The following is a 24,147-nucleotide window of genomic DNA, read 5'->3' as shown; positions in this document are numbered from 1 at the left end:
GGTGGATCCGGGGGGCGTTCTCGGGGAGTTTCGTGCGAGTCGGGGAAGGGCGGCCGAGGCCGGGAAGGGTCAGGAGGGGACGGTTGAGCCGAAGACCTCGTCACGGGCGGTCGCGAGGGCGAGGTCGAGCGCGCCGGCGAGGACGGGGTTGCCCTCGACGGTCGACAGCAGCAGCGGGGGCCGGGGGATGGTGAGCGCGTGGAGTTCGTGCTCGACGAGTTCGCGCAGGGTGTCGCCACCGGAGAGGAGGGTTCCGCCGGTCAGCACGATGATCTCGGGGTCGACGACCGAGGTGATCGAGGCCAGTCCGACGGCCAGCCGGGAGGCGATGTCGCGCAGCCCGGCGCGGGCGTCGTCGGCACGCCTGCCGGTGGAGGTGGAGGCCCGCACGGCGTTCAGCACCGCCTGCGTGGGCGTGGTGCCGCGCACGCCGTACGATCTGAGGATCTTGAGTACCGCCGGGCCGCCGGTCAGGGCCTGGTAGCCGTGGTTGGCGTAGCGGCCGGTGTCCCTGGCGGTCGGGGCGCCGGGGGTGGGCATGTAGCCGACCTCCCCGGCACCGCCGGTGGCGCCCCGGTGCAGCCGGCCGCCGAGGACCAGTGCGGCGCCCAGGCCCTCGTCGGCCCAGAGCAGCACGAAGTCGGCGTGCCCGCGGGCCACGCCGTGCGCCTGCTCGGCCTGGGCGACGAGGTTGACGTTGTTCTCCACGGAGACCGGCACGCCGAGGCCGTCGCCGAGGGTGCGGACCAGGTCGGGGATGTGCCAGCCGGGCATGTCCTTGCTGGTGGCGTACGCCATCTTCCCCGTACCGGGGTCGATCGTGCCCTGCACGCCGATGACCACGCGCCGCAGCGCCGCGGGGGCGTTCGCGCCCTCCAGCGCGGCACGGACCCGCTCCAGCGCGTCGCCGCCGGAGCGGCCGGGGCTGGGCAGACGGTGCTCGCCGGTCACGGTGCCGGTGATGTCGGCGACCCTGACGTCGATGCCCGCGCGCGTGACGTCCAGCGCGGCGACGTGCGCGGCGGCGGGGTTGAGCCGGTAGACCTCGGCGGTGCGGCCGGGCAGCCCTTCGCGGATGCCGTCGAGCACGACCAGGCCCGCCTCCTGCAGGCGGATGAGGAGCTGCGAGGCGGTGGGCTTGGACAGGCCGGTGAGGACGCCGATCTCCGGGCGGGTCAGCGGGCCGCGCTCCAGCAGCGCTTGCAGGGCGGCGCGGTCGTTGATCGCGCGCAGCAGGCTGGGGGTGCCGGGCGTCGGCTGGGTCACTGGTCCTCCGCGTACGTCCTCGCGTCCACCTGCGCGGCGAAGTTAGGAAAGTTTCCTAACTTCGAGTGAATGTAAGGAGCCCCGCGGATTCTCGTCAAGCAGGCAGGGGAGGCCGCAATCAAGCTGTGATGACGGCGGGACGGGTAAACTTCTCGACGGACCTGCTAGGGTGATGGTTTGTCATAACAACCAGTGCAATGGCCCGGAGTATCCCATTACTAGTAACGATAATGGAGCGACGGCAACCCGTCAAATCGAGCTGGCCAGGGAGCAGGAGTACGTTTCCCGCCTTTATGCCCGGCTTGATCTGCTGCGCGAGCGCACTCAGCGACAGCTGGACAGCGTTCTCGCGCAGGGCGGAAGTGGCGGCACGCACCAGAACCGCTCCGAGCGCGACAGCTTCGCGGGGATGTACGCCGAACGCCTGGGCCGTCTGTGGGCGGTCGAGAACGGCCTGTGCTTCGGCCGGCTCGACAACGCCGACGACACCTCGCTCTACATAGGTCGCATCGGCATGGCCGACGACGACCAGCGCCGGATGCTGATCGACTGGCGGGCGCCGGTGGCGCAGCCCTTCTACGGCGCCACCCCCGCGGCCTCGATGGGCGTCACCCGGCGCAGGCACCTGCAGACCAAGGGCCGTACGGTGATCGGGATCGACGACGACCTCCTCGACCTCGACAGCCTCACCGAGGAGGACGTGGCCACCCTCAACGGGGAGGCCGCGCTGCTGGCCTCCCTCGGGGCCAGGCGCACCGGCCGGATGCGTGACATCGTGGCCACCATCCAGTCGGAACAGGACCGCATCATCCGCTCCGACCTCAACGGGGTGCTGGTCGTGCAGGGTGGTCCCGGCACGGGCAAGACCGTGGTCGCGCTGCACCGCGCCGCCTACCTCCTCTACACCCACCGGGAGAAACTGGCCCGCAGGGGCGTGCTCATCCTCGGTCCGAACCTGACCTTCCTGCGCTACATCGAGCAGGTGCTGCCCTCCCTGGGCGAGACCGACGTGCTGCTGTCGACCGTCTCCGAGCTGTACCCGGGAGTCGTCCCCCGCCGCAGGGAACGTGCGGAGGTGGCCGCGGTCAAGGGGGACGTCCGGATGGCCCAGGTCGTCGCGCGGGCCGTGCGCGAGCGGCAGCGGGTGCCGCGCAAGCCGATCGAGATCAAGCTCGACCGCTACACCCTCAAGCTGGAGGGGAACGTCCTGGAGGCCGCCCGCAGCCGGGCGGCCCGCTCCAAGAGGGCGCACAACGAGGCCCGCGCGGTCTTCGTCCGCCACCTGCTCAACGCGCTCGCCCGGCAGGCCGCCAGGCAGCTCGGCAAGGGGATGATCGACGACGACGAGCTGGCCGACATCCGTGAGGACCTCCGCACCGAGCGGCCCGTCAAGGCGGCGCTGAACCGGCTGTGGCCCTACGTCACCCCGCAGCAGCTCCTGATCGGCCTGTTCACCTCCCGCGAGCGCCTCGACCACGCCGCGGCGGAGTTCGGCGCGGCCGAGCGCGAGCTGATGCTGCGCGAGCCGCCCCGCAAGGGGGAGGACTGGTGGTCGGAGTCCGACGTGCCGCTCCTGGACGAGGCCGCCGAGTTGCTCGGCGACATCGACCCCGCCGTGCTGCGGGCCGGAGCGTGGATGGCCGAGGAGGAACAGGCCGCGCAGCGCGCCGCCGCGCTCGACGAACGACAGCACCAGCTCGCCTACGCCAAGGAGGTCCTGGAGCTGACCGGGCTGTCCGACATCATGGACGCGGAGAAGTTCGCCGCCCGTCACCTCGGTGACGACGTCTTCCTGACCACCGCCGAGCGCGCGGCGGCCGACCGCACCTGGGCCTTCGGGCACGTCATCGTCGACGAGGCGCAGGAGCTGTCGCCGATGGACTGGCGCATGCTGATGCGCCGCTGCCCGACGCGGTCGATGACGATCGTCGGCGACCTGGCCCAGACCGGTTCGTCGGCCGGAGCGCGCTCCTGGGGCCGGGTCCTGGATCCGTACGTGGCGGGACGCTGGCGTGAGGAGACCCTCAGCGTCAACTACCGCACCCCGGCCGAGCTGATGGCCGTGGCCGCCGATGTGCTCACCCTGGTGGATCCGGCGCTGAGCGCCCCGGCCTCGGTGCGGGAGACGGGGGCGCGGCCGTGGGCGGCCTCCCCGACGGACTCCCTCGCCGAGGTCGTCAAGGCCGAGGTCGTCGAGGGCGGACGGCTCGTCGTGATCGTTCCCGAGTCGCGCGCCGAGGAGTTCGGGGCGATCGTGGTCCGCTCCGTCGACGGCGCGGTGGCCGGACCGGGAGCGGCGGCCCTGGACGCGCAGGTGGCGGTGCTGACCGTCGCCGAGGCCAAGGGGCTGGAGTTCGACGCGGTCGTCGTGGTCGAACCGGAGCTGATCCTGGACGAGTCCCCACGCGGGGCGAGCGATCTTTACGTGGCGTTGACCCGCGCCACCCAGCGGCTTGGCGTCGTGCACGACGGCCCGCTTCCCGGTGCCCTCGCTCGACTTGAGCGACATCGGATCACATGAGAGCATTGACGGCTCTCGTCGATCATGTCCCAGCTGCGAAAACTTGATGTTTCCGCTGTTAGTGACACGGTTGACATCTGCGCTGGGCTCGGTAGTTTGCTGCCCAGTCCAGCACGGGACTGGCCGGTCGGCCGCTTTTCGACATCGCCGTCTCCTGCGCCCGTGACGGGGGTCTTCCCCGTCCGTACAGCCAGGCGCAGGGACGGCAGTCCGTCGAGGCGGGGCACTCCTTCCGGGCGGGGGGTTGGACCCAGGAGGGGTCCGGGCACCCAGTAGACAACGGCAATCCGCGCTCGCCGCCGACGGGACGGAACCGGTCCGAAGGGTCGTCCGGGCCCTCTTCCCGCTCCCGTGCGAGCGCCGCAAGCGTCGGGGCGGCCCGGGGTGTCGATCGACACCCCGGGCTGCCCCGTTGCCGCGTCTGGAGTCCGCTTATCGGGGTTTTGCTGGGTTTGAAGTGCTTTGGTGTTGTTTCTGATTAATGTGGCGGAGAATTTTTGGGGGCGTGCCTGCTGGGCGGTAGCGTTCCGGCTAGCAAGACCGGTCAGGAAGGCCAGACGTCACCCGCCGCACGACATCGCAAGGAGCCTCGCCCGTGGTGCAGGACAAGACGGCCGCTCCGGTACCGGAGCGGCCCGTGCAGGGCGTTCCCGCGGGAGGTGCGGCGGCCGGTTCCGTGACCGGCTCGGTGACCGGTCCCGCGAGGAGGGCGACCACCGGCCCGGCGGACGGCCCGGCGGACGGTGCCGCGGCCGTGCCGGCGGACGGTTCGGTGGACGGTTCGGTGGACGGTGTCGCGGGCGGCCCGCTCGGCGCGGAGGTTTCGTCCCCCGGCTCGCGCCTGGTGCCGCTCGCCCGGGCCGCGGGCGCGGTGGCCGGTGGCCTGCTGATGTTCCTCGCCTTCCCGCCGCTCGGGCTCTGGTTCCTCGCGCCGCTCGGCATGGCCTCGGCGATCCTGGCCGTACGTGGCACCCGCCCGCGCCGGGGCACCTGGCTCGGCCTCCTCACCGGTCTCGCCCTGCTGCTGCCCGCTCTGCACTGGGTGAGCCCGATCGGCACCGACGCCTGGCTGGGGCTGGTCGCCATGGAGAGCGCCTTCTACGCCGCGTGGGGGACGGGCGTCGCGGTGGTGACCCGGTTGCGTCTGTGGCCGCTGTGGGGCGCCGCGCTCTGGGTGGCGGCCGAGTGGGCGCGGGGGCAGTTCCCCTTCGGCGGATTTCCCTGGGCGCGAGTGGCCTTCAGCCAGGGAGAGTCGATCTTCACCCCGTACGCCGCGCTCGGCGGGGCGCCGCTGGTGAGCTTCGCGGTGGCTTTGTGCGGTGGCCTGCTCGCCCTGGCGGTGCTGCGCTTTTTCCCGGCCGCGGCCCCGGCCCCAACCACGGACCCCGCTCCGGCCACGGCCCCGGCCCCAAGCACGGCCTCGGCTCAGGTCCCGGCCTCGGACGAGTCCCAAGGTTCGCTCTCGCGCACGGACCGGCTCCCGGCCTCGGCCGAGGTTCCGCCCGAGTCCTCCGGTTCTCCCGTGGTTCCCGGCTCCCGCCGTGCCCGGGGCCCGCGCTGGGGGCGGGCACTGGCCCTGCCGCTCGCCGGGGCGTTGGCCGTGCCGGTCGCGGCCCTCGCCGTTCCCCGGTACGGCGACGAGGGCAGGAGCGTGACCGTCGGCGTCATCCAGGGCAACGTTCCCGGCCGTGGCATGCACCCGCTGGGCGACGAGCCCGCCGTGGTCCTCGGCAACCACACCCGGATGCTCCACCAGATGGCACGGGAGGTGCGAGAGGGCAGGACACCCCGTCCCGACCTGGTCGTGCTGCCGGAGAACTCCACCGACATCGACCCGTTGCGCAACGAGTTCGCCCGGAGCGAGATCGACGCGGCGGTCAAGGACATCGGGGTGCCCGTCCTGGTCGGCGCCGTGGTCGGGATCGGGGAGAACAACCGGGCGACCCGCAGCATCGTCTGGGATCCGGTCACCGGCCCCGGCGCCCACTACGACAAGCAGCAGCTGGTCCCCTTCGGGGAGTTCACCCCGCTCCAGGGCCTCGTGCTCGCCCTGTTCGAGCGGGCCTCCCTGGTCGGCAAGCAGTCGGTGGCGGGCACCCGCGACGGCGACCTCAGGCTGGGGCCGGTGACCGTCGGCGCGATCAACTGCTACGAGGTGGCCTTCGACGGCATCGTGGGCGACACCGCCAGGACGGGTGCCACGCCGCTGGTGGTGCAGACCAACAACGCCACCTACGCCCTGACCAACCTGCCGTCGCAGCAACTCGCCATGTCCCAGTTGCGGGCCGTGGAGCACAATCGGGCTGTGATCACTTCCGCAATTACTGGTATATCGGCATATGTGACCCCGAATGGTTCGATCGCCTGGCGCACCGGCGAGCTGGTTCCCGCCATGAACGTCCTGACCGTTCCGGTCAGGACCGCGCAGACCATCGCCACACGCGTGGGTGCGCTGCCCGAGTGGGCCTTGATACTTGCGGGTGCGGGTGCGGTGGCCACCGCCTGGCGGCGCCGGACGCCCGGTGCGGGGCACCTCGCGAACCGGGAGGACGATCAGCAGGTGGGAGACGCGTGATGGAGCGGATGCTTGGTCGGGTGCTCGTCATCGTCCCGACGTACAACGAGCGGGAGAACCTGCCGCTGATCACCCGGCGGCTGCGCGAGGCCGTCCCCGACGCCCACCTCCTGATCGCGGACGACGACAGCCCCGACGGCACGGGAGCGATCGCCGACAAGCTGGCGGCCGACGACGACCACGTCCACGTGCTGCACCGGCCGGGGGGCAAGCAGGGGTTGGGCGCCGCCTACATCGCGGGTTTCCGCTGGGGTCTTGAGGAGGGGTTCGGCGTTCTCGTGGAGATAGACGCCGACGGATCCCACCAGCCGGAAGAGCTGCCCAAGCTGCTGGACGCGCTGGCCGAGGGGGCCGATCTGGCGATCGGCTCCCGGTGGGTGCCCGGCGGCAAGGTCGTCAACTGGCCGGTCTCGCGGGAGTTCCTGTCACGCGGCGCGAACGTCTACACCCGGCTGATGCTGGGCCTCCCGGTCCGGGACGCCACGGCGGGCTTCCGCGCCTACCGTGCCTCGGCCCTGGAGAAGATCAGCCTGCACGACGTCGAGTCGCGGGGCTACTGCTTCCAGGTGGACCTGACCCTGCGCACGGCTCGCGGCGGGATGCGCGTCACCGAGGTGCCCATCACCTTCGTGGAGCGCACCGTCGGGGCGAGCAAGATGAGCCGCGGCATCGTGGTCGAGGCACTGTGGCGGGTCACCGTCTGGGGTGTCACCGGTCTGCCCGCCCGCCTGCGCCGCCGCCGAGGTCGCTGACCCCTGGCCCCGCGGTGGTGCGTCCGGCCGATCCTGGCCGCCCGCGCCTTCCGTGAGGCCGCCCCCGGCTCGGAAGGGAGCACCGTCCTGAGAGTCGGCTGAGGACCTGAGGACCTGAGGACCTGAGGAAACCGTCCACGCTGAGCGAACGCGGAACGCGCCGCCGCTTCGGGACGTTGTTCATGTCGTACGGCTGTCGCACGAGTTGAGGCGAAAAATGCGCATTCTGCTGTTCCTGACCTTTCTCGTGGTGCCGTTCCTCGAGATATGGGTGCTCATCCAGGTCGGTCAGCTCATCGGCGGGTGGCCCACGGTGGCCCTCCTGCTCGCCGGCAGCCTGCTCGGCGCCTGGATCGTGCGCCGCGAGGGCCGCCGGGCCTGGCGCAGACTCCAGGAGGCGCTGCAGAGCGGCCGGGCACCCGAGCGCGAGCTCGCCGGTGGCGGGCTGACCCTCGTGGGCGGCATGCTGCTGATCGCTCCGGGATTCCTCTCGGACGTCCTCGGTCTCCTGTGCCTGCTGCCGTTCACCCGGCCGATGGTCCGCGGGCTCGGATCCTGGCTTCTCGCCCGCCGGATCCGCACCCTCGTCGAGAGGAACGCGGGTGGTGCCGGGCTCGGCTCGCCGTTCGGCGCGGGTTCGCCCTTCGACGTGTTGCGCGACGGCGGGAGGCCCCCGGGTTCCGGGCCGGTCGTCCACGGCGAGGTCATCCGCGACGAGCCGGGGGACGCGGGAGGCCCAGGCGGGACCAAGGACTCCGACCGGGGGATCATCGGTCGCTGAGCGCGGCCAGGCGGCGCAGCGAGAGCCGGAACAGGGCCGCGTTCAGCGGTTTGATCACCCGCCAGCCGAGCCGCCCGGCCGCGCCGAACGGCACGTCGAGGTCCTCCTCCCAGACGATCGTGCTGCCGCCGCCCTCGCGGGGCAGCACGCGGAAAACCCCGGTGCCGCGCACCAGCCGTCCGGTGTGGCGGACTCCCACGCTCCTCGGCGGATCCCACTCGGTGATCTCCATGGTGTCGAGGAACCCGGCCGGTCCCACCCCGGTGAAGGCCTCCAGACGGCTCCCGGCGCCGCGACCGTCTCCGGCGGTGACGCGCGCCCGGGTCAGGACCATCCACTCGTGGTGCCTCGGCCAGTCGGTCAGGACCGAGAACACCTGCTCGGGCCGGGCGTGCGCGTCCACGGAGACGCTGATGTGGGAACGGGTCATCCACGGTTCCTTCCCCGTCTCCGCCGGCCGACCCTCCGGACACCTCGCCGTGCCCCCGTGCCCGTGAGATCCTGCCGTGGACGATGACGGGCGCCGACGAAGGTGCTGGAGGAATCTCGCTTTTTTTCTTTTCAGGTCAGGATTCAGTGTGACTGCGGACCGTGAGAGGGCGAAGACGTGACGCACGGCGCGCCCGGGACGGTTCGCGGCGGGAAGAACGACACCGGGAGAGCGTGGAGAGGGGCGGGTTCGCGATGACCGCGTTCGCACAGGGAGCCGACCTGGTCGAGGTCAGGCCGGTCGGCTGGGACGATGCGGCGGCCGTGGCGCTCCGCGGAGCGATGACGGAGGAGATGGACGCCCGCTACGCCGACCTGCTCGCCGTCATCGGCCTCGTGCCCGATGGCATGAACGTCGAGCCGGAGACCGTCGCCTACACCGGGGTCGCCTACGTGGCGGAAGGCGTCGCGGTCGGGCACGTGGCGTTGCGCAGGCTGGGTGGCGACCTGGAGCTCAAGCGGATGTTCGTGACCCCGTCCCATCGGGGTACCCGCGTGGCGCGGGCCCTGCTGGCCGCCGCCGAGGACGCCGCCCGCGCGCTGGGCGCGCCCCGGGTCGTCCTGCAGTCCGGTCCCCGCCAGCCGGACGCGGTGAGGATGTACGAGCGGGAGGGCTACACGCCCGTCCCGGTCTTCCCGCCCTACGACCGTCTCCCGGGCTCCCTCTGCTTCCAGAAGCCTCTTTGATCTGCCCTCTCGCTCGCGGCGAAGGGCGGTTCTCCTGGGTGCCGGGGCCGCGCCGGGCCGGTCGCCCGGACACGGGTTCGCCGGCCCGGCCGAGGGGACGGCCGGACCGGCGAGGTGCTCGCGGGGTCTAGGACGCCGCGTGCTCGGGACTGTCGACGTAGATCCGGCCGAAGTCGACCGCCGGGGCGAATCCGGCGAAATTGCGCTGGACCTCGGCTTTCTCCGCCGCGTTCGGGTTCGCGTTGGTGCAACTCGTACCCGCGCTCGCGCCGGACATCAGGTCCGTGCACCGGCCGGTACGCCGGTCGGGCAGGCCCAGGATGTGGCCGATCTCGTGGGTGGCGATCCGCAGTGGGTTGTGACCCTCCGCGGTCGCCTGCCGGCCCATCCACACGGTTCCGCGGCCCAGACTGGTGGGCTGCGCACGGGGCCAGCCGTTGTCGGCGAGCACCACGAAGTCCGCGGGGCTGCCGGCCACCAGTCGTACGTTCGAGACGCTGGAGTTCCAGATCTGGGCCGCCTGGTCGACGGCGGATCGGAACTCCGCGGCCCTGCTCGCGTCATACCTGAGCACGCGAACCGCTGCCGTGCGGGCGTCCGCCGCGTGGGCGGGCGCGGCCTGGGCGGGGGTGACCGTCACCAGGAAGGCCAGCCCCAGGATGAGGGCGACGCCGGAGCGAATGATCCTTGACATTTCTGGCGGGCCTCCTCGGCCATCGGGGGGTTGCTCACGGGGAGCAGGCTGGTGAGGAGGCGAGATCAGCCGGTGACGAGTGTCAGCCCATACGCCGAGAGGATCTCGTTGACCGGCTGGTGGTAGGTGGTACCGCCGATGGAGCAGTTGCCCGAGCCGCCGGAGGTGACGCCCTGTGCCTGGTTACCGGAGATGAAGGAGCCGCCGGAGTCGCCTGGCTGGGCGCACGCGCTGGTGCGGGTCAGGCCGCTCACCGTGCCCTGCGCGTAGGTGACGCTCGCGTTGTGCTGCTGGATGGTGCCGCAGCGCCAGCCCGTGGTGGAGCCGGAGCGGCAGATCGAGGAGCCGACCGAGGCCTGGGTGGAGCCGCGGACGACCACGTTGGCGCCGCCGGAGCCGCGGACCCAGGGCCGCGGGGTGTGACCGGGGGTGGCGACCCAGGCGTAGTCGTTACCGGGGAACGACGAGCCCTGGAAGGTGCCGGACGGGCTGGTGGTGGCGTTGCCCGCCCTGCCGCAGTGACCGGCGGTCACGAAGCCGGGGGTGCTGCCCCGCCACACGGAGAAGCCGATGCTGCAGCGGCTGCCGCCGATGTAGTAGGCGTTGCCGCCGATGATGTCGATGAAGGGCTCGGGCTTCTCGGCGGAGAGCGTCACCTTCACGACGCCCTTGTCCACGCCCGCGGCCGCGGCGAGGGCCTCGCCCGCGGCCTGGTCGCCGGTGAGGATGACGACGCTGTTGGTCGTGACGTCGACGTACCAGAGGGAGGCGCCGGCCTTCGCCTCCGCCGACGCACCGTCGAGCTTGGCCTTGACGGCCTCGAGGTCGGCGAGGGAGCGGCTGACGACCACGGGCTGCGCGCCCTTGGCCTTGATGGCGGCCGCGGCGGAGGCGTCGGTGGTGGCCACGGAGAGCTGGGAGGCGTCGCCGTTGAGCCAGGCGCCGCCGTACTTGGCGCCCAGTTCCCGGGTCAGGGCGGATTCCGAGGCGGCCGCGCGGTGCTCGTTGGCCAGGCGCTGGACGGCCTGCTCGGCGGTGAGGCCGAGGTCGCGCTGGAGAGCCTCGAGCATCGCGGCCGGAGGCTGGGGGGCGGGGGCAGGGGGGGCGGTTGTCGCGACGGCGGGCGACACGGTGGCGACCAGGTACAGAGCCACGGTGGCGGCTCCAGCCAGAAGAGTACCTCGACGTAACATGCACACTCCTTGTGAGGGGTGATGTCAAGGTATTGGTGAGAAGCATGCGGGGGGATCTCCCAAAAAATCCCTATCGCGATGTTATGGGGGCTTGATCACCTTCGGGTCTGGGGTGAGGTGGAGGGTACGGTGCTCGCGAACACCTTCCTCCCGGAGAGGTGATGCGACCGAAACGGTTCAGGAATATGGCCGAAACGGCGGGGAGTGATGGACGATCAGGTGCTTCCCCTACTCGCGCGGCCGGGGGGAACTCTGAAAGACTGGTCACCGCGCCTTCGGCGCACAGGTGCCGGTTCTCGACAGTTACCAACAGTGACCAAACGGAGCAGCGTCAATGACTTGTTCTGTGCATCCGGAACTCGCGAGGACGCATCGCCGCGCCGCACGTGCGGCCGATCGGTGGAGAGGGGCCCTCACGACGCCCGTTCCCCTCCTCTCCCGGGCACGCCCCGCGCGGGCCGTCGTCCAGGCCGCTCACCATCCGGCCGTCACCGCCCGGATGCCACAGAAGGACACGCACCATGACTGACGAAGCCGCCGTCACCGACGCCGGGAGCGAGGAGACGGCGACGTTGCCGCGCCGCAGCGACGCGCTGCGATGCCCGCACACCGAGGGCGACGAGCGCCGTTGCGTCCTGCCTCCCGACCACGATCTGGACCACGTCTACCCGCACCAGAAGGCTCCCGCCCTGTGCGCGGGTGAGTGACGGGCGGTCGAACGGCCGGCAGGGAAACGGCCCGCGGGCGCGGAGAGGTCCGGCGGCGCCGTCCCCGGTGACCTCCCGGCGGGAGGCCCTCTCGGAAACAGGCGTCCCTCAGTGTTCTTCGGCGTCGCCCGGCGTCCCCCAGCTTCAGAGGACGCCGATCGCCTCGGCGGCGGTCACGGCCGCGCGGACGGCCTGCGCCGGGTCGCCCTCGTGGTACCGCCGCTCGCTGGGCTCGATGTTGTCGAGAAACTCCTGATAGCGGACCGCGTACGCGAGGTGCTGCAGAGGTTCGGCCAGGAGCAGCGCGCGGGCCGGGTCGCAGCCGGGGACGGCCGCGGCCCACGTCTCGCACCAGGCTTCCGCGGCCGCTTCCCAGAGGTCGCCGGGCAGGAAGTCACGGGGGCGCAGGCCGTCGAGGACGGGGTGGCCGTAGTGGCTGTCGGCGAGGTCCAGCACGACGGTGCCGCGCGGTCCCGCCATCCAGTTGCCCGGATGGAAGTCGCCGTGCACCAGCGTGCACGGCAGGCCGCATGACTCCAGCGAGGCGGCGAGCGACGGCAGACGACCGGCGAGCCGGTGGGCGAGGCGCAACTCCCCGGTGTTCAGGTCGTCGGCCGCCTCACCGTCGAGCAGTCCGCCCACCAGCGCGGCCAGAACCGAGGGGGTGCGGTCGGGAAGTCCGTCGGGTGGCGCGCACCCGTGTTCGGCGAGGGCCGCCTGTGCCCTCGCCAGGCGGCTCACCGCCTCGACGACGATCTCCCGCGACGCCCCGTGACAGTCGCCGCCGGGCACGTGCTCCAGGAGCACCCGCCGGTTCGGGGTGTCGGCCGCCACGATCGCGGGCACCAGGCCGGGATCCTGCGCCGCGAGCATCCCGATCGCGCGGGCCTCGTCGGAGGCGAACCCAGGAGTGATCTTCAGCCAGACCGGTCCCGGGCGCGTGGGGATGCGGAACAACCCCGCCAGGTTCCAGGTCCTCACCTGCCGGACGGGACCCTCGGCGGGTCTGCCCGCCTCACGCAGCGCGGCCTGGGCCCAGGCCAGTGCCTCGCGCACTCCGGACGCCTTCGCCCACTCCGCCCGGTGCGCCACGGGGCCGGCCAGGTCTCCCGGGACCGGCCTGCCGGTCACGTCCGGAGCGCCGGGCCGGAGGTCGGCCGGACCGGCCGCGGGACGGTCCAGAGCCTCGACGTGATAGGTCGTGTGACCGTCGCGAGGGCCATCGCGAGGGCCGCCGCCGTTCTCGACGTCGACCAGGCGCAGTACCACCACGGGCGTGCCGAGCACGCCCTCCAGATGGGTCACGACCGAACCGACCTCGGCCCACCAGGGTTCGGCCACGGGGAACGGGCCCACGGTTCCCAGCCATTCGGTGCCCGACGTCACGAGGACGCTCACCGTGCGGCCCGATGTTTCGCTCACGAGGGCAGTGTGCCCGCGGGGAAGCGGCCGGTGCCATGGGTTTTCCCCGGGGCCGAGGCGGAGGAGGACGAGGGACGGCACTGCCGGGCCCGGGTGGCCGGTCCTCGGTCAGTGCCCGGAGCCGTGGTCGTCGAAGAGGGAGGGCTCGTGCCGCCGGGCCGGCCGCGCGTGGGGCTCCATCGACCCCGCGGGCCGGGTGTTCTCGCTCGGGCGATCGCGCCGCAGTTGGGACAGGAGTCTCGCGTCCTCGCGCATCTCCTCTTCCGAGGGGGACAGGAAGATCGCCAAGAGCAGGCCGAGGCTGAGCATGCTGATCCCGACGAGCAGGGGCAGCATGAAGTCCATTCCCTGTGCCCCGCTCGTCGGGGCGGAGGTGTCGTGCAACTCGACCCCGATGGCGAACATACCGGTGTAGTGCATCCCGTTCACCGCGAAGCCCATCAGCAGGGCGGCGCCGGTGGTGGCGAGTGCCCCGCGCACGCGCACGCTGAACCAGAGTGCCACCGTCGCCGCGACCACCGCGATGATCAGCGACAGTCCGACCAGGAGGGGGTCGTAGCTCACGTGTGCGGACATGTTCATGGCCGCCATGCCCAGATAGTGCATTCCGGCCACGCCCAGGCCGGTCAGCAAACCGCCGGCGAGGAGCGCGCCGGTGCTGTTCTCCCGGTGCGAGACCAGGAACAGGCCGGCGCCGACGACGACGATCGCGAGCAGTGCGGACGCGACGGTGAGCGGGACGTCGTAGCGGATCGACGTGCCCATGACGTCGAAGCCCATCATCGCGATGAAGTGCATCACCCAGATGCCGGTCCCGCCGATGGACAGGGCCGCGCCGCCGAGCCAGAGCGCGCGTGAGCTGCCCTCCGCCCCTCGGGCCCGCGCGGCGAACAGCAGTCCCAGCAGGGATCCGGTGCTCGACATGATGTACGAGGCGACCGGCGTGACGAGCCCGTAGGCGAAATGGTCGATGGGGGACATGACGAACTCCTGGCATGCGGGAGGGCAATGGAACGTGCCAGGACGGGGTCAGGCCGGGCTGGCGTGCGGGGGTAATGGAACGTGCCAGGACGGAGTCGGGCCGAGCTGGCGTGCGGGAGTGGTCGTGGGATGGCCATGAGGTGGCCGTGGGGTGGTTCGGGCAGTGACTGGTTGATCGGCCAATCACTACGAGGGGAGCTCACCTTACAGTTCTTCGGTTGCGCATGGCCATAATGGGGTGATTACGAATGTCTAAACCAAGCACGCGGTGACTGTCTCACTCACTTGACGTGAACATCCCAGGAGAGGAGGCGGGCCGATGAGCAGGCTCGCCGGTCGAGGACAGAAGACGCCACCGCCTCCGGTATGGCCGGAGGACCGCTACGAGGTGGTCTGCGAGCGTGACGAGCCGCACGGCGGCACCCACGACCGCTATCACTTCCCGAAGTACGCGGTGAACTCGGCGCGCAGCCTGGAGACGGCAGGGCTCGCCAGGAGGGTGCGCGTGGTCAGGCTGTCCGACGGGGTAGTGATCTACGACCGCGTCAACGGCGTCGACCTGCCCGCCGACGAGTGGTGATGGCCACCCTCGGGCGGAGGCGTAAGGGGGCCCGGGTGCCAAGGTCGGAGGGCGCCGGGCCCCGTGGGGACGGACGGGTCACCGGGCCCTGGACCGTCGAGATCAGACGGTTCCAGGGCTCGGGCCGTCGGAGTCAGGGGGTGGGAGGCTCGGAGGGATAAGGGCTCTCGCCGTCCCGGATCGCCGCGAGCATCCGTGCCGCGTACGCCTGCACAGCCTTGTGCAGGCCGTGGCCGAAACTCACGCGGGCCACCCCGAGGGCCGCGAGCTCGCCGATGGACGGTGTGCCGGGACGGAACAGGATGTTGATCGGTCCGTCGATCCCCTCGACCAGCGCGCGAACGGCCTCCGCCTCGGCCACGAAGATCGGATAGACGCAGTCGGCGCCCGCCTCCAGGTAACCGCGCCCCCGCCGCACCGATTCGGTCAGCCGCTCCTCGGGGCTTCCCGGCCCCTGCATGTAGGCGTCGACTCGGGCGTTGATCACCAGGTCCACGCCCGCGTCGGTCGCGGCACTCCTGACGGCGGAGAGGAAGGCGATCTGCTCGTCGACGTCGATCATCGCGCCCGTACGGGGGTCGGAGTCCTCCAGGTTGCAGCCTGACGCCCCCGCGGCGATGAGCCGCTCGACCAGCTCCGCGGGCTCAAGCCGGTAGCCGCGCTCCATGTCGGCGGTGACGGGCAGGCCGACCGAGCGGCTGATCCTGGCGATCGCGGCCAGCATCTCCTCGACCGGGGTCTCCTCGCCGTCGTCGTAGCCGAGCACCGGGGCGATCGCGGCGCTGCCGGTGGCGATCACCGGGAAGCCCGCCGCCTCGACCGCACGGGCCGACGCGGCGTCCCAGACGTTGGGCACTACCAGCGGACGGCCGGGTACGTGCAGCGCCCGTAGCGCCGTGGCTTTCTCATGGGCCGTCGTCGGCGCGGAACCGCCGGTGTCCTCACTGGTGGAAATGGTCATGGAAGCGACCCTAGCCGGGAAGTGGATCGATCTTAAGCACCAATTCCCAACCAGCCGGTTAGGCCACTTCGCCTCGTTCACCGCATGGAAGAGCCGGACGACCCTCGAGGCGGGGACGCTCTTTCCGAGCGGGAGGGTGAGGCTCTTGGAAGCCTCGGGGCGAGTGGGGGAAGCGACGGTCAGGGGGAGAGGCCGGGGACGGGAAAGAACGGACCCCCGGCCCTCGCGGGGCCGGGGGTCGCCAACTCTCCGAATTCGGTCAGGCGCTCTTGCGGCGCTGGGCGCGTAGAATCGCCAGGCGCTCGTTGAGCACCTCCTCCAGGTCCTCGATCGTGCGGCGCTCCAGCAGCATGTCCCAGTGCGTTCGCGGGGGCTTGGCCTTCTTGGCCTCCGGCTGCTCGCCGTCCACCCGGAGGGCGGTCGCGCCGCACATGCGGCACTCCCAGGTCGCCGGGATCTCTGCTTCAGCGGCAAGCGGAACGTCGAATCGATGGCCCTTCGGGCAGGTGTAGGACACCTCTTGGCGCGGGGCCAGATCGGTGTTGCGGTCGTTCTCGTAGCTGGTCGCCCCGAGTCTGGTGCCGCGTAGCGCACGCTCGCCCATGTCTGAATGCCTCCTGAGGGCCCCGTCGTGAGGGGTTCGTCTCCCACGGCGTACAACGCTTGGTACCGTGTGTGGATTCCCACAGACAGGGTGATCCAATCGCACGTTCTTGACCCGGTCTGCGAAGGACCCTTTTTTCTGGGGTTCTCAGATGCGTTCCGGCACCTGGTTTCCGGCCGCTCTGATGGCCTTGGGCAGGTTGATGAGGGCGAGCAGCACGAATCCGAGCACGAAGAAGATCACCAAAGAGATGATTCCCAGGCGATAGCTGTCGGTCAGCTGGAGCGCCAGGCCGAGGGTGAACGAGCCGAGGAACGTCGAGCCCTTGTCGCTGATCTCGTACAGGCTGTAGTACTCCGCCTCCTTGCCCTTCGGGATCACGTGGGAGAACAGCGATCGCGACAGGGCCTGTGTCCCGCCCATCACGATCGCGATGGCGAATCCCAGCGCGAAGAAGGGCAGGGCCGCGCCCTTGGGCAGGAAGTAGGCCACGGCCACCACGGCGATCCAGGCGATCAGCGCGGCCAGCACGACCCGCTTGGCCCCGTACGAGGCGGCGAGCCTGCCGAGCAGCAGGGCGCCGAAGAAGGCGACGAACTGCACCATCAGGATCGCGGCGATCCGTACGGTCTGATCCAGTCCGAGTTCTTTGTCGGCGTAGGTGGCCGAGAAGGAGATGACGGTCTGCACGCCGTCGTTGTAGATCAGATAGGCGACGAGGAAACCCAGGGTGAGCGGGTAGCGCCGCAGCTCCCTGATCGTGCGGCCCAGCTGCCGGAAGCTGCCGGTCATGGCCTGGCCCACGTTCTCCGCGCCCGAGGGGAGCGCCCGCCGGTTGCGCAGCCGCAGCAGCGGGATGATCGTGAACCCGCCCCACCACAGGCCCGCGGACGACAGGGCGATGCGCACGGCCTCGCCCTCGGTGATGCCGAAGTACTCGTGATAGAGGAACAGAGCCAGGTGGACGGCGAGCAGCAGGCCGCCGCCGAGATAGCCGAAGCCCCAGCCCCTGGCGGAGACCTTGTCGCGCTCGTCCGCCGTGGCGATCTCCGGCAGGAACGAGTTGTAGATCACGAACGCGGCGGCGAAGGCGACGCTGGACACCAAAAACAGCGCGCCGCCCAGCAGGTAGCGTCCGTCGGCGACGAACCAGAAGCAGACGGTCGCGCCGGCGCCGAGGTAGGCGAAGAGACCGAGGAGCTCCTTCTTCCTGCCGGTGTGGTCGGCCAGCGCGCCCACGACGGGCATCAGGATGATCTGCAGGATGGCCGCACAGCCCACCACGAAGGAGTAGTAGGCGCTGGGCCGCACGTCGAACCCGATCACGTCCACGTACGGGCGTCCCTGGGCGGCGGTCTCCGCGATCGTCGTCAGGTACGGGCCGAGGAAGACCGTCAGGATGGTGGTCGGGAAGGCGGAGTTCGCCCAGTCGTAGAAGTACCAGCCGCGCTGCTCGCGGCGGCGGGACTGGGGGGAGTCCTCGACGACCTGTTCTGAGGTCATGGGCGGTCCTCGGTCTTTCGGGGGGAGGGGGGGAGGCGGGGAGAGGAGAGGGGAAACAGGGGATCGCGGGGATACGGCTTACGCGGCGAGACGGCCCGGATACCACTGGCCGCGAGACTCCAGCACGCCGCGCAGCCCTGAGATGTTGTCGGTCATCAGCCCGTCCACGCCGAGGTCGAGCAGGCGTTCCATCACCCCGGTGTCGTTGACGGTCCACACGTGGATCTGCATGCCGAGCGCGTGCGCCGTGCGGATCAGGGCGGGCGTGGTGATCCGCAGGCCGCGGAAGCCGACCGGCACCTGCGCGCACGGCACCCCGGCGCGGGCCAGGCGGGCGAGCAGGCGGCCGTAGCCGGAGGTGGAGGCGGCGGCGCGCAGGGTCGCCACGCCGCGCGGGCCGAGCGATGAGCACACGTCGCGGCCGATCGCGGCACGGGCCCTGGCGAGCCGCTCCTCCGAGAAGGAGGTGAGGCAGATCCGGTCGTGGGAGGCGGTCCGCCTGACCGCGGCGGCGAGCGGCGCGATGGCCGCCGACTCCTTGACGTCGATGTTGAAGCGCGCCTCGGGCCACGAGCCCAGCAGGTCCTCCATCAGCGGGATCTCGTCCACGCCGCCGATCCGCGCCTCGCGCACCAGCCGGTACGGCAGTCCGGCGATCCTGCCCCTGCGGTCGGTCACCCGGTCCAGGGTGTGGTCGTGGAAGGCGAGCAGCACGCCGTCGGAGGTGGCGTGCGCGTCGGTCTCCAGATACGTGTAACCGAGTTCGACGGCCCGCTCGAAGGCGGGGAAGGTGTTCTCCCTGCCCTCGGCGGCACCACCCCTGTGCGCGAAGGGCAGCGGGCCGGGATGGTCGAGGAAGGCGTAACGGCGTTGCACGTGCAGGAGTATGCCCCCTGCGGGCCGGGCGCGTCATCGCGGGCAGGTGAACGTTTGGATCACAAGGCCCTGAACGGGAGGGGACGGGCAGAGCGGGACGGAGGGCGTGACAGCGGCCGCCCGGCGCCGACCTGACCCGGGGCAAGGCTTTGCCCTGGCCTGCCTATCGCCGTGGATGATGGAAAAACACCTGGTTGTCCACGGGGTGTCTCGCCGTTACGCCCGGTTTTTCCTTCTTCGGGGGCAGGTGGCGTCGAGGCCCTGGTTGTGAGAACGGAGGCCGCGCATGAGCACGGGAAGCACTCCCGGACGCCTGGCGCGCGTGGGCGTCTTCCTCGACGATCGCCTCGGCGCGGCGACGTTCCTCAAGCGGAACATGCGGAAGATCTTTCCCGACCACTGGACGTTCCTGCTGGGCGAGATCGCTCTCTACTCGTTCGTCATCCTGCTGCTGACCGGCACGTTCCTGACGTTCTTCTTCAAGCCCGGCATGAACGAGGTCGTCTACAACGGCTCCTACTCGCCGCTCAGGGGCGTCACGATGTCCGAGGCGTACGCCTCCTCGCTGGACCTCAGCTTCGACGTGCGCGGCGGCCTGCTGATGCGGCAGATGCACCACTGGGCGGCCCTGCTGTTCATCGGCGGCATGATGATCCACATGCTGCGGGTGTTCTTCAACGGCGCCTACCGCAAGCCGCGCGAGCTGAACTGGCTGATCGGCGTCGCCCTGCTGGCTCTCGCACTGTTCGAGGGCCTGACCGGCTACTCCCTGCTCGACGACCTGCTCTCCGGTGCCGGCTTGAGGATCACCGCCGGTGTGGCGCAGTCGCTGCCGGTGGTGGGCACCTGGCTCAGCTTCTTCCTCATCGGCGGCGAGTATCCCGGCCAGGACGTCATCGCGCGCTTCTACTCGATCCACATCCTGCTCATCCCGGCCGTACTGCTGGCACTCATCACCGCCCACCTGATCCTGACGTGGGTGCTGAAGCACACGCAGATGCCGGGCAAGGGCCGCACCAACGACAACGTGGTGGGCGCGCCGACCTACCCCTCCTTCATGATCAAATCAGGCGCCTACTTCATGTTCACCTTCGGCGTCGTCGCGCTGCTCGGCACCTTCGCCCAGATCAACCCCGTCTGGCTGTACGGCCCCTACGTGCCGTCCGACATCTCGGCGGGCACCCAGCCCGACTTCTACCTGGCGCTCCTGGACGGCTCGCTGCGCCTGATGCCCTCCTGGGAGATCAACTTCCTGGGCTTCACGCTGCCGATGAGCGTGCTGATCCCGGCGCTGGTCCCTCTGGGGATCATCCTGACGGGCCTGGCGCTCTATCCGTTCGTCGAGCAGTGGGTCACCGGGGACCGCCGCGAGCACCACATCGTGGACCGTCCCCGCAACAACCCGCACCGCACCGCGATCGGCGTGTCGGCGGTCACGTTCTACGGCGTCCTGTGGCTGATGGCCTCCAACGACGTGATCGCCTCGGTCTTCCACCTCTCGCTGAACAAGATGATCTACATTGGCCGGGTCCTGGTCTTCCTCGGCCCGGCACTGGCGTACCTCGTCACCTACCGGATCTGCGTGGGGCTGCAGCGCCGCGACGCCGACGCCCTCGGTCACGGCGTGGAGACCGGTGTGATCAAGCGCCGGCCCACGGGTGAGTACTTCGAGGTCCACGTCCCCTCCCTCGAATCCATCGAGGCCCAGGTCCGAGGCAAGGAGCCGGTCCCGATCCTCGAAGGGGCGGCCGAGGAGGGCGGCGGGGACGGCGGCCCGCCGCGCGGAGGGAAGCACCACCCGCTGCGTGAACTCCGCGCCAGGATGAGCAGGGCGTACGGCGGCGAGAAGGTCCCGCTCGGCGACGGGGATCACGGCGGTCACGACGGTCACGACGGGCGTGAAGGGCGTGAGGGGAGCGGCGGGCACGACGGGCGCGACCGCGCCGGGCGCGCGGCCGTCGGCCGCGGAACGGAGGAGAAGAGGTCGCCGTGACCGGCCGGGGCGGTCGCTCCTCGGGCGGCACCTCGCCCGTCGAGGGCCGTCACTCCTCGGCGGGCACCTTGCCCGACCACTCCTGGCGGCGGGCCTCCGCGATCGCGATCGCCGCCGCCACCGCGACGTTGAACGACCCGACCCGGCCGACCTGAGGGATGTAGCAGACGCCGTCGGCGGCCTCCAGCAGCGCGGGGGAGCAGCCGTGGTCCTCGCTGCCCACCACCAGGCACACGTCGCCGTCGAGCCTGGCCTCGGACAGAGGCACCGCGTCGCCGGTGAGTTCCACCGCCACCACGGCGAACCCGTCCTCCTTCGCCGCCCGTACGGCCTCCAGGACGGGGACCGGCTCCTCCCAGGCCACCAGCCTGTCGGTGCCCAACGCGGTCTTCTGCGCCTTGGGGTTGGTCGGCGGGGTGGCGTTGCCCGCCAGCCAGATCCGCTCCACACCGAAGGCGGCGGCCGTGCGGAAGATGGAGCCGATGTTGAAAGGGCCGGTCACCGACTCCAGGATCAGAGCCAGCCGCCCTTCGGTGTTCCTCCGCCAGGTGCGGTTGAGGCGTTTGACATCGGTCGGGCGCAGTTGCCTGCGCGGATTCGCCGTCATCGGTCGTTCACTGTTTCTCGTCGTTCCTCGTTCGTTCCGGGTTCGTTCAGAGTTCGTTCAGGGGTCGTTCCGCGCTCGGTCCGCGGTGACCGTGTCTCGTCGTGTCTCACCACTTCAGGGCCGCTCAGTGCCGCTCAGTCGCCACCCGGTGCCATCCGGTGTCGGGAGTCCTCGGCGCCTCTGGTGCCCGCCGGAGAACGGCCGCTCACGGCGCGGGGTCCGTCCCCGGGCGCGCCTCCACCCGGAGGATCCGGTACGAGGAGCGGGAGGCCACGCGCTCGGTGGGCCAGCCCCGCTCGTTCAGCCAGCGCTGCAGGGAGTCGGAGCCCAGGTGTTTCTGGACGACCAGGTGGGCGACGCCGTCGGGGGTGAGACGCGACAGCCAGCGGGTCAGCATCTCGTGCATCGCGGCCTTGCCGATGCGGATCGCGGGGTTGGACCAGATGGCGGAGAAGCGCACCTGCGGAGGGACCTCGTCGACATGCATCGACCTTACTTTGTCAAGGGAGGCGGCCCTGGCGTTTCTCGCGCACAGCTCGACCGACCTGCGGTTGACGTCCACCGCCCAGACCGTCGCCTCCGGGGCACGCGAGGCCATCGTCAGCGCGATCGGCCCGTAGCCGCAGCCCAGGTCGAGCAGGTCACCGCTCGGTGGGGGAGGCGGGACGCTCTCCAGCAGGATCCGGGTGCCCTGGTCGACACGCTCGGCGGAGAACACCCCGCTGTCGGTCTCCAGCTTCAGATGAAGGTCGGGGAGCACGAGCGTGACCGAGCCGGGACGGCCCGCGGTCTCCGGACGCTCCTCGAAGTAATGTGCCACGTCGTAGAACGTTACCAACGGCGGGGACCGGCTCAGGGCGGCCACGACGCCGAAGGCGCGGGACCACCCCGTACACCCGCCCCGCTCCCGGCCGGTCGGCGGAGACGGGAGCGCCCGCCCTCACCCGCCGCCCCAGCCGTACGTCCGCCCCGACGTGTGAGATCAGGGGATCCGCGACCCCAGCAGCAAGGCCACTCCGGCGGTCACCAGCCCGGCCAGGATCGCCGCCACCACGAACCACTGGGTGATCTCCTGGTTGACCGTCCGGTAACCCAGCGAGGTGCCGATCTGCTCGTACACCTGCCGCAACTGGCTGCCCGACTCCGCCTCGTAGGCCCGGCCGCCGGTGCCGTCCGACAGGGTCTGCAGGGTGGCCTTGTTCACCGGCACGTTCACGTCGCGGCCGTCGATCGAGACCGTGCCGTCCTGGGTGCCGTAGGCGATCGTGGAGACCGGCACCCGTGAGTTCATCGCCGTCTCGATCGCCTCAGCCACCGAGCGGCCCGAGGTGTTGTCGCCGTCGGACAACAGCACGATCGCGGCCGGAGGCGGGTCGGTCACCGCCTGCTGGTCGAAGGAGCGCAGCGACTCCAGGGAGCTGAAGACCGCCTCGCCGATCGCGGTGCCCGCCCGGGTGCTGAGATTGCCGAGGGAGGTGCTGACCGCCTGGTGGTCGGTGGTGGGTGAGATCACGACCGAGGCGGAGCGGGCGAAGGCGACCAGCCCGACGTTGAACCGCTCCGGCAGGTCGGCGACGAACTTCTGGGCGGCCTCCTTGGCCGCGGTGATCCGGTTCGGCTGGACGTCGCCGGCCTCCATCGAGAGCGAGACGTCCAGCGCGATGATGATCGTCGCGCGGTCGCGGGGGATGCGTACCGAGTCGGCGGGGCGGGCCGCCCCCACGATCAGGAGGCTCATCATGACGAGGAACAGCGCGGGGGCCACATGCCGCCGCCAGCCGGGCCCCGCGGGGGACACCAGCGCCAGCAGAGGCAGGTTGGTGAACCGCAGCGCGTAGCGGCGCCGGGCGAACTGGGCGGCCACGTAGCCGGCCACGAGCAGCGCCAGCGCGGCGAACAGCCACAGCCAGACCGGAGAGAGGAAGGTCACCGGGTCGCTCCCGATCTTGGGGGCCGATGGGTCAGGTGTGCCATACGGCGCTGCCGCAGCACGAACTGGGCGATGTCGAACACCCAGTCGCGGTCGGTGCGCAGCACCAGGTGGGCTACCCCGCAGCGGCGCAGCGCCATCCGGTTGGTCATCCGCTGCGCGGCGGCGGCCTCCGCGTACGCGTGGCGGACCTTGGGGGTGAGCTGGATCTGGCGGTTCCTGCCCGTCTCGGGGTCGGTCATGGTGACCAGCCCCACCGGTGGCAGCTCCAGCTCGCGAGGGTCGATCACTTCGACGGCCAGCACCTGGTGGTGGGCGGCCAACCGGCGGATCGGCCGCTCCCAGGGCAGCTCCAGGCCGGGATCGAGGGTGGGCTCGGGGTCGAGGAAGTCGGAGACGATCACTCGAAGACCGCGCCGCCGCCGCGCCGAGGCGAGGATCTCGATCGCCTCGGCCAGGTCCGGGGCATCGGCGACGGCACGGCCCCTCGGGGCGTCCATCAGCGAGTGCAGCAGGCCGTACAGGGCCGGGCGGCCGCTCCTGGCGGGCATCCGGTGGACGTACTCCTCGTGCAGGACGTAGGTGCCGAAGCGGTTTCCGATCCGGCCGGACAGGAAGCCGATCGCCCCGACGGCGGCCACGACCAGATCCCGCTTCTCCATGTCGGCGGTGCCGAAGTCCATGCTGGGCGACAGGTCCGCCAGGGCCCAGGTCTCCAGTTCTCGGTCGGCGATCAGGTCGCGCACGTGCGGGACGGTCGTGCGCGCGGTCACCGCCCAGTCCATCCGCCGGATGTCGTCCTCGCCGGGCACGTAGACCCGGCTGTCGCCGAACTCGCTGCCCGGACCGGGCAGGAGCCCCTGGTGGGCCCCCTGCAGCAGCCCGTCCAGGCGCCGGACGATGGTGAGCTCCAGCCGCCGCAACGCCTGCTCGGCTGTGTTTGTTTGCGACGCTTCGCGTCGCGGTGAGGCCGCTCTTACCCGGCTCCTTCCCTCGTCGCTCATCCGCTTCGCTCCTTCGCTCCT

22 protein-coding genes are annotated in these 24,147 nt (G+C 71.0%); 8 read left to right on the top strand and 14 right to left on the bottom strand.

Annotation, left to right across the window (positions count from 1 at the left end; all coding sequences use genetic code 11):
• Positions 1-69: 69 nt before the first annotated feature.
• Positions 70-1,266, bottom strand: coding sequence for an ROK family transcriptional regulator (locus ACFY3V_RS20905; protein ID WP_362897224.1), 1,197 nt, complete (start codon positions 1,264-1,266; stop codon positions 70-72).
• A gap of 172 nt (positions 1,267-1,438) precedes the next feature.
• On the opposite strand from ACFY3V_RS20905, the gene ACFY3V_RS20900 reads away from it, so the two are divergent.
• The 4 genes from ACFY3V_RS20900 (at position 1,439) to ACFY3V_RS20885 (ending at position 7,895) form a co-directional block, all read left to right on the top strand.
• Positions 1,439-3,787 carry an ATP-binding domain-containing protein gene (locus ACFY3V_RS20900; RefSeq protein ID WP_350948457.1) on the top strand — a complete coding sequence of 783 codons (2,349 nt, stop codon included), beginning with the start codon at positions 1,439-1,441 and terminating at the stop codon, positions 3,785-3,787.
• Between the two features lie 595 nt (positions 3,788-4,382).
• The gene (gene lnt / locus ACFY3V_RS20895; protein WP_389775441.1) at positions 4,383-6,362 is read left to right on the top strand and encodes an apolipoprotein N-acyltransferase; all 1,980 of its coding nucleotides are present in this window, start codon (positions 4,383-4,385) and stop codon (positions 6,360-6,362) included.
• Entirely contained in the window at positions 6,362-7,114 is a 753-nt protein-coding gene (locus ACFY3V_RS20890; protein ID WP_350948330.1) for a polyprenol monophosphomannose synthase, read from the top strand. The genes lnt and ACFY3V_RS20890 overlap by 1 nt, the downstream gene beginning before the upstream one ends.
• Before the next feature lie 217 nt (positions 7,115-7,331).
• The gene (locus ACFY3V_RS20885) at positions 7,332-7,895 is read left to right on the top strand and encodes an FxsA family protein (protein ID WP_362897222.1); all 564 of its coding nucleotides are present in this window, start codon (positions 7,332-7,334) and stop codon (positions 7,893-7,895) included.
• Here ACFY3V_RS20885 and ACFY3V_RS20880 read toward each other — a convergent pair.
• Positions 7,882-8,325 carry an SRPBCC family protein gene (locus ACFY3V_RS20880; protein ID WP_350948332.1) on the bottom strand — a complete coding sequence of 148 codons (444 nt, stop codon included), beginning with the start codon at positions 8,323-8,325 and terminating at the stop codon, positions 7,882-7,884. The two genes, ACFY3V_RS20885 and ACFY3V_RS20880, sit on opposite strands and share 14 nt — an antisense overlap.
• A gap of 254 nt (positions 8,326-8,579) precedes the next feature.
• Between ACFY3V_RS20880 and ACFY3V_RS20875 the strand changes: the two genes are divergently transcribed.
• Positions 8,580-9,071 carry a GNAT family N-acetyltransferase gene (locus ACFY3V_RS20875; protein ID WP_389775436.1) on the top strand — a complete coding sequence of 164 codons (492 nt, stop codon included), beginning with the start codon at positions 8,580-8,582 and terminating at the stop codon, positions 9,069-9,071.
• Between the two features lie 127 nt (positions 9,072-9,198).
• On the opposite strand, the gene ACFY3V_RS20870 is transcribed toward ACFY3V_RS20875, so the two are convergent.
• The gene (locus tag ACFY3V_RS20870) at positions 9,199-9,765 is read right to left on the bottom strand and encodes a snapalysin family zinc-dependent metalloprotease (protein ID WP_362897221.1); all 567 of its coding nucleotides are present in this window, start codon (positions 9,763-9,765) and stop codon (positions 9,199-9,201) included.
• Between the two features lie 65 nt (positions 9,766-9,830).
• On the bottom strand, positions 9,831-10,958 hold the full coding sequence (locus ACFY3V_RS20865; RefSeq protein WP_389775433.1) for a S1 family peptidase: 1,128 nt from the start codon (positions 10,956-10,958) through the stop codon (positions 9,831-9,833).
• Between the two features lie 521 nt (positions 10,959-11,479).
• Between ACFY3V_RS20865 and ACFY3V_RS20860 the strand changes: the two genes are divergently transcribed.
• Entirely contained in the window at positions 11,480-11,665 is a 186-nt protein-coding gene (locus tag ACFY3V_RS20860; protein WP_350948336.1) for a hypothetical protein, read from the top strand.
• A gap of 144 nt (positions 11,666-11,809) precedes the next feature.
• On the opposite strand, the gene ACFY3V_RS20855 is transcribed toward ACFY3V_RS20860, so the two are convergent.
• Positions 11,810-13,087 (bottom strand): aminoglycoside phosphotransferase family protein, encoded by a 1,278-nt coding sequence (locus ACFY3V_RS20855; RefSeq protein ID WP_362897219.1) that lies wholly within the window; start codon positions 13,085-13,087, stop codon positions 11,810-11,812.
• Positions 13,088-13,195: 108 nt separating this feature from the next.
• Entirely contained in the window at positions 13,196-14,068 is an 873-nt protein-coding gene (locus ACFY3V_RS20850; RefSeq protein ID WP_389775428.1) for an MHYT domain-containing protein, read from the bottom strand.
• Between the two features lie 319 nt (positions 14,069-14,387).
• Here ACFY3V_RS20850 and ACFY3V_RS20845 point away from each other — a divergent pair, with 319 nt between their 5' ends.
• Entirely contained in the window at positions 14,388-14,648 is a 261-nt protein-coding gene (locus ACFY3V_RS20845) for a hypothetical protein (RefSeq protein ID WP_350948339.1), read from the top strand.
• Positions 14,649-14,781: 133 nt separating this feature from the next.
• On the opposite strand, the gene ACFY3V_RS20840 is transcribed toward ACFY3V_RS20845, so the two are convergent.
• The 4 genes from ACFY3V_RS20840 to ACFY3V_RS20825 all read right to left on the bottom strand — a co-directional run bounded on the left by ACFY3V_RS20840 (position 14,782) and on the right by ACFY3V_RS20825 (position 18,592).
• Positions 14,782-15,609, bottom strand: a complete 828-nt coding sequence (locus ACFY3V_RS20840) for an isocitrate lyase/phosphoenolpyruvate mutase family protein (RefSeq protein WP_389775424.1) — start codon at positions 15,607-15,609, stop codon at positions 14,782-14,784.
• A 259-nt stretch (positions 15,610-15,868) separates the two neighbouring features.
• Positions 15,869-16,213, bottom strand: coding sequence for an RNA polymerase-binding protein RbpA (locus ACFY3V_RS20835; RefSeq protein ID WP_350948341.1), 345 nt, complete (start codon positions 16,211-16,213; stop codon positions 15,869-15,871).
• A 147-nt stretch (positions 16,214-16,360) separates the two neighbouring features.
• Positions 16,361-17,716: an MFS transporter gene (locus ACFY3V_RS20830; RefSeq protein WP_362897217.1), complete on the bottom strand. Its 1,356-nt coding sequence runs from the start codon at positions 17,714-17,716 to the stop codon at positions 16,361-16,363.
• Positions 17,717-17,794: 78 nt separating this feature from the next.
• On the bottom strand, positions 17,795-18,592 hold the full coding sequence (locus ACFY3V_RS20825) for a glycerophosphodiester phosphodiesterase family protein (protein WP_350948343.1): 798 nt from the start codon (positions 18,590-18,592) through the stop codon (positions 17,795-17,797).
• 286 nt (positions 18,593-18,878) lie between these two features.
• On the opposite strand from ACFY3V_RS20825, the gene ACFY3V_RS20820 reads away from it, so the two are divergent.
• Positions 18,879-20,585 (top strand): cytochrome bc complex cytochrome b subunit, encoded by a 1,707-nt coding sequence (locus tag ACFY3V_RS20820; protein ID WP_389775419.1) that lies wholly within the window; start codon positions 18,879-18,881, stop codon positions 20,583-20,585.
• A 49-nt stretch (positions 20,586-20,634) separates the two neighbouring features.
• Here ACFY3V_RS20820 and ACFY3V_RS20815 read toward each other — a convergent pair whose 3' ends face one another.
• The 4 genes from ACFY3V_RS20815 to ACFY3V_RS20800 form a co-directional block, all read right to left on the bottom strand.
• Entirely contained in the window at positions 20,635-21,192 is a 558-nt protein-coding gene (locus ACFY3V_RS20815; protein ID WP_350948345.1) for a TrmH family RNA methyltransferase, read from the bottom strand.
• Between the two features lie 205 nt (positions 21,193-21,397).
• A complete protein-coding gene (locus tag ACFY3V_RS20810; RefSeq protein ID WP_350948346.1) occupies positions 21,398-22,012 on the bottom strand; it encodes a methyltransferase in 615 nt (204 codons plus the stop codon).
• Between the two features lie 162 nt (positions 22,013-22,174).
• Positions 22,175-23,122: a VWA domain-containing protein gene (locus ACFY3V_RS20805; protein ID WP_362897214.1), complete on the bottom strand. Its 948-nt coding sequence runs from the start codon at positions 23,120-23,122 to the stop codon at positions 22,175-22,177.
• Entirely contained in the window at positions 23,119-24,126 is a 1,008-nt protein-coding gene (locus tag ACFY3V_RS20800; protein ID WP_389775414.1) for a DUF58 domain-containing protein, read from the bottom strand. The genes ACFY3V_RS20805 and ACFY3V_RS20800 overlap by 4 nt, the downstream gene beginning before the upstream one ends.
• Positions 24,127-24,147: the final 21 nt, after the last annotated feature.

It is taken from the genome of Streptosporangium sp. NPDC000095, from assembly GCF_042899335.1.
In the GTDB taxonomy this organism is placed as follows: Bacteria; Actinomycetota; Actinomycetes; order Streptosporangiales; family Streptosporangiaceae; genus Streptosporangium.
The sequence above is the reverse complement of the archived record's forward strand: the minus strand, read 5'-3'. Positions and strand labels throughout refer to the sequence as shown.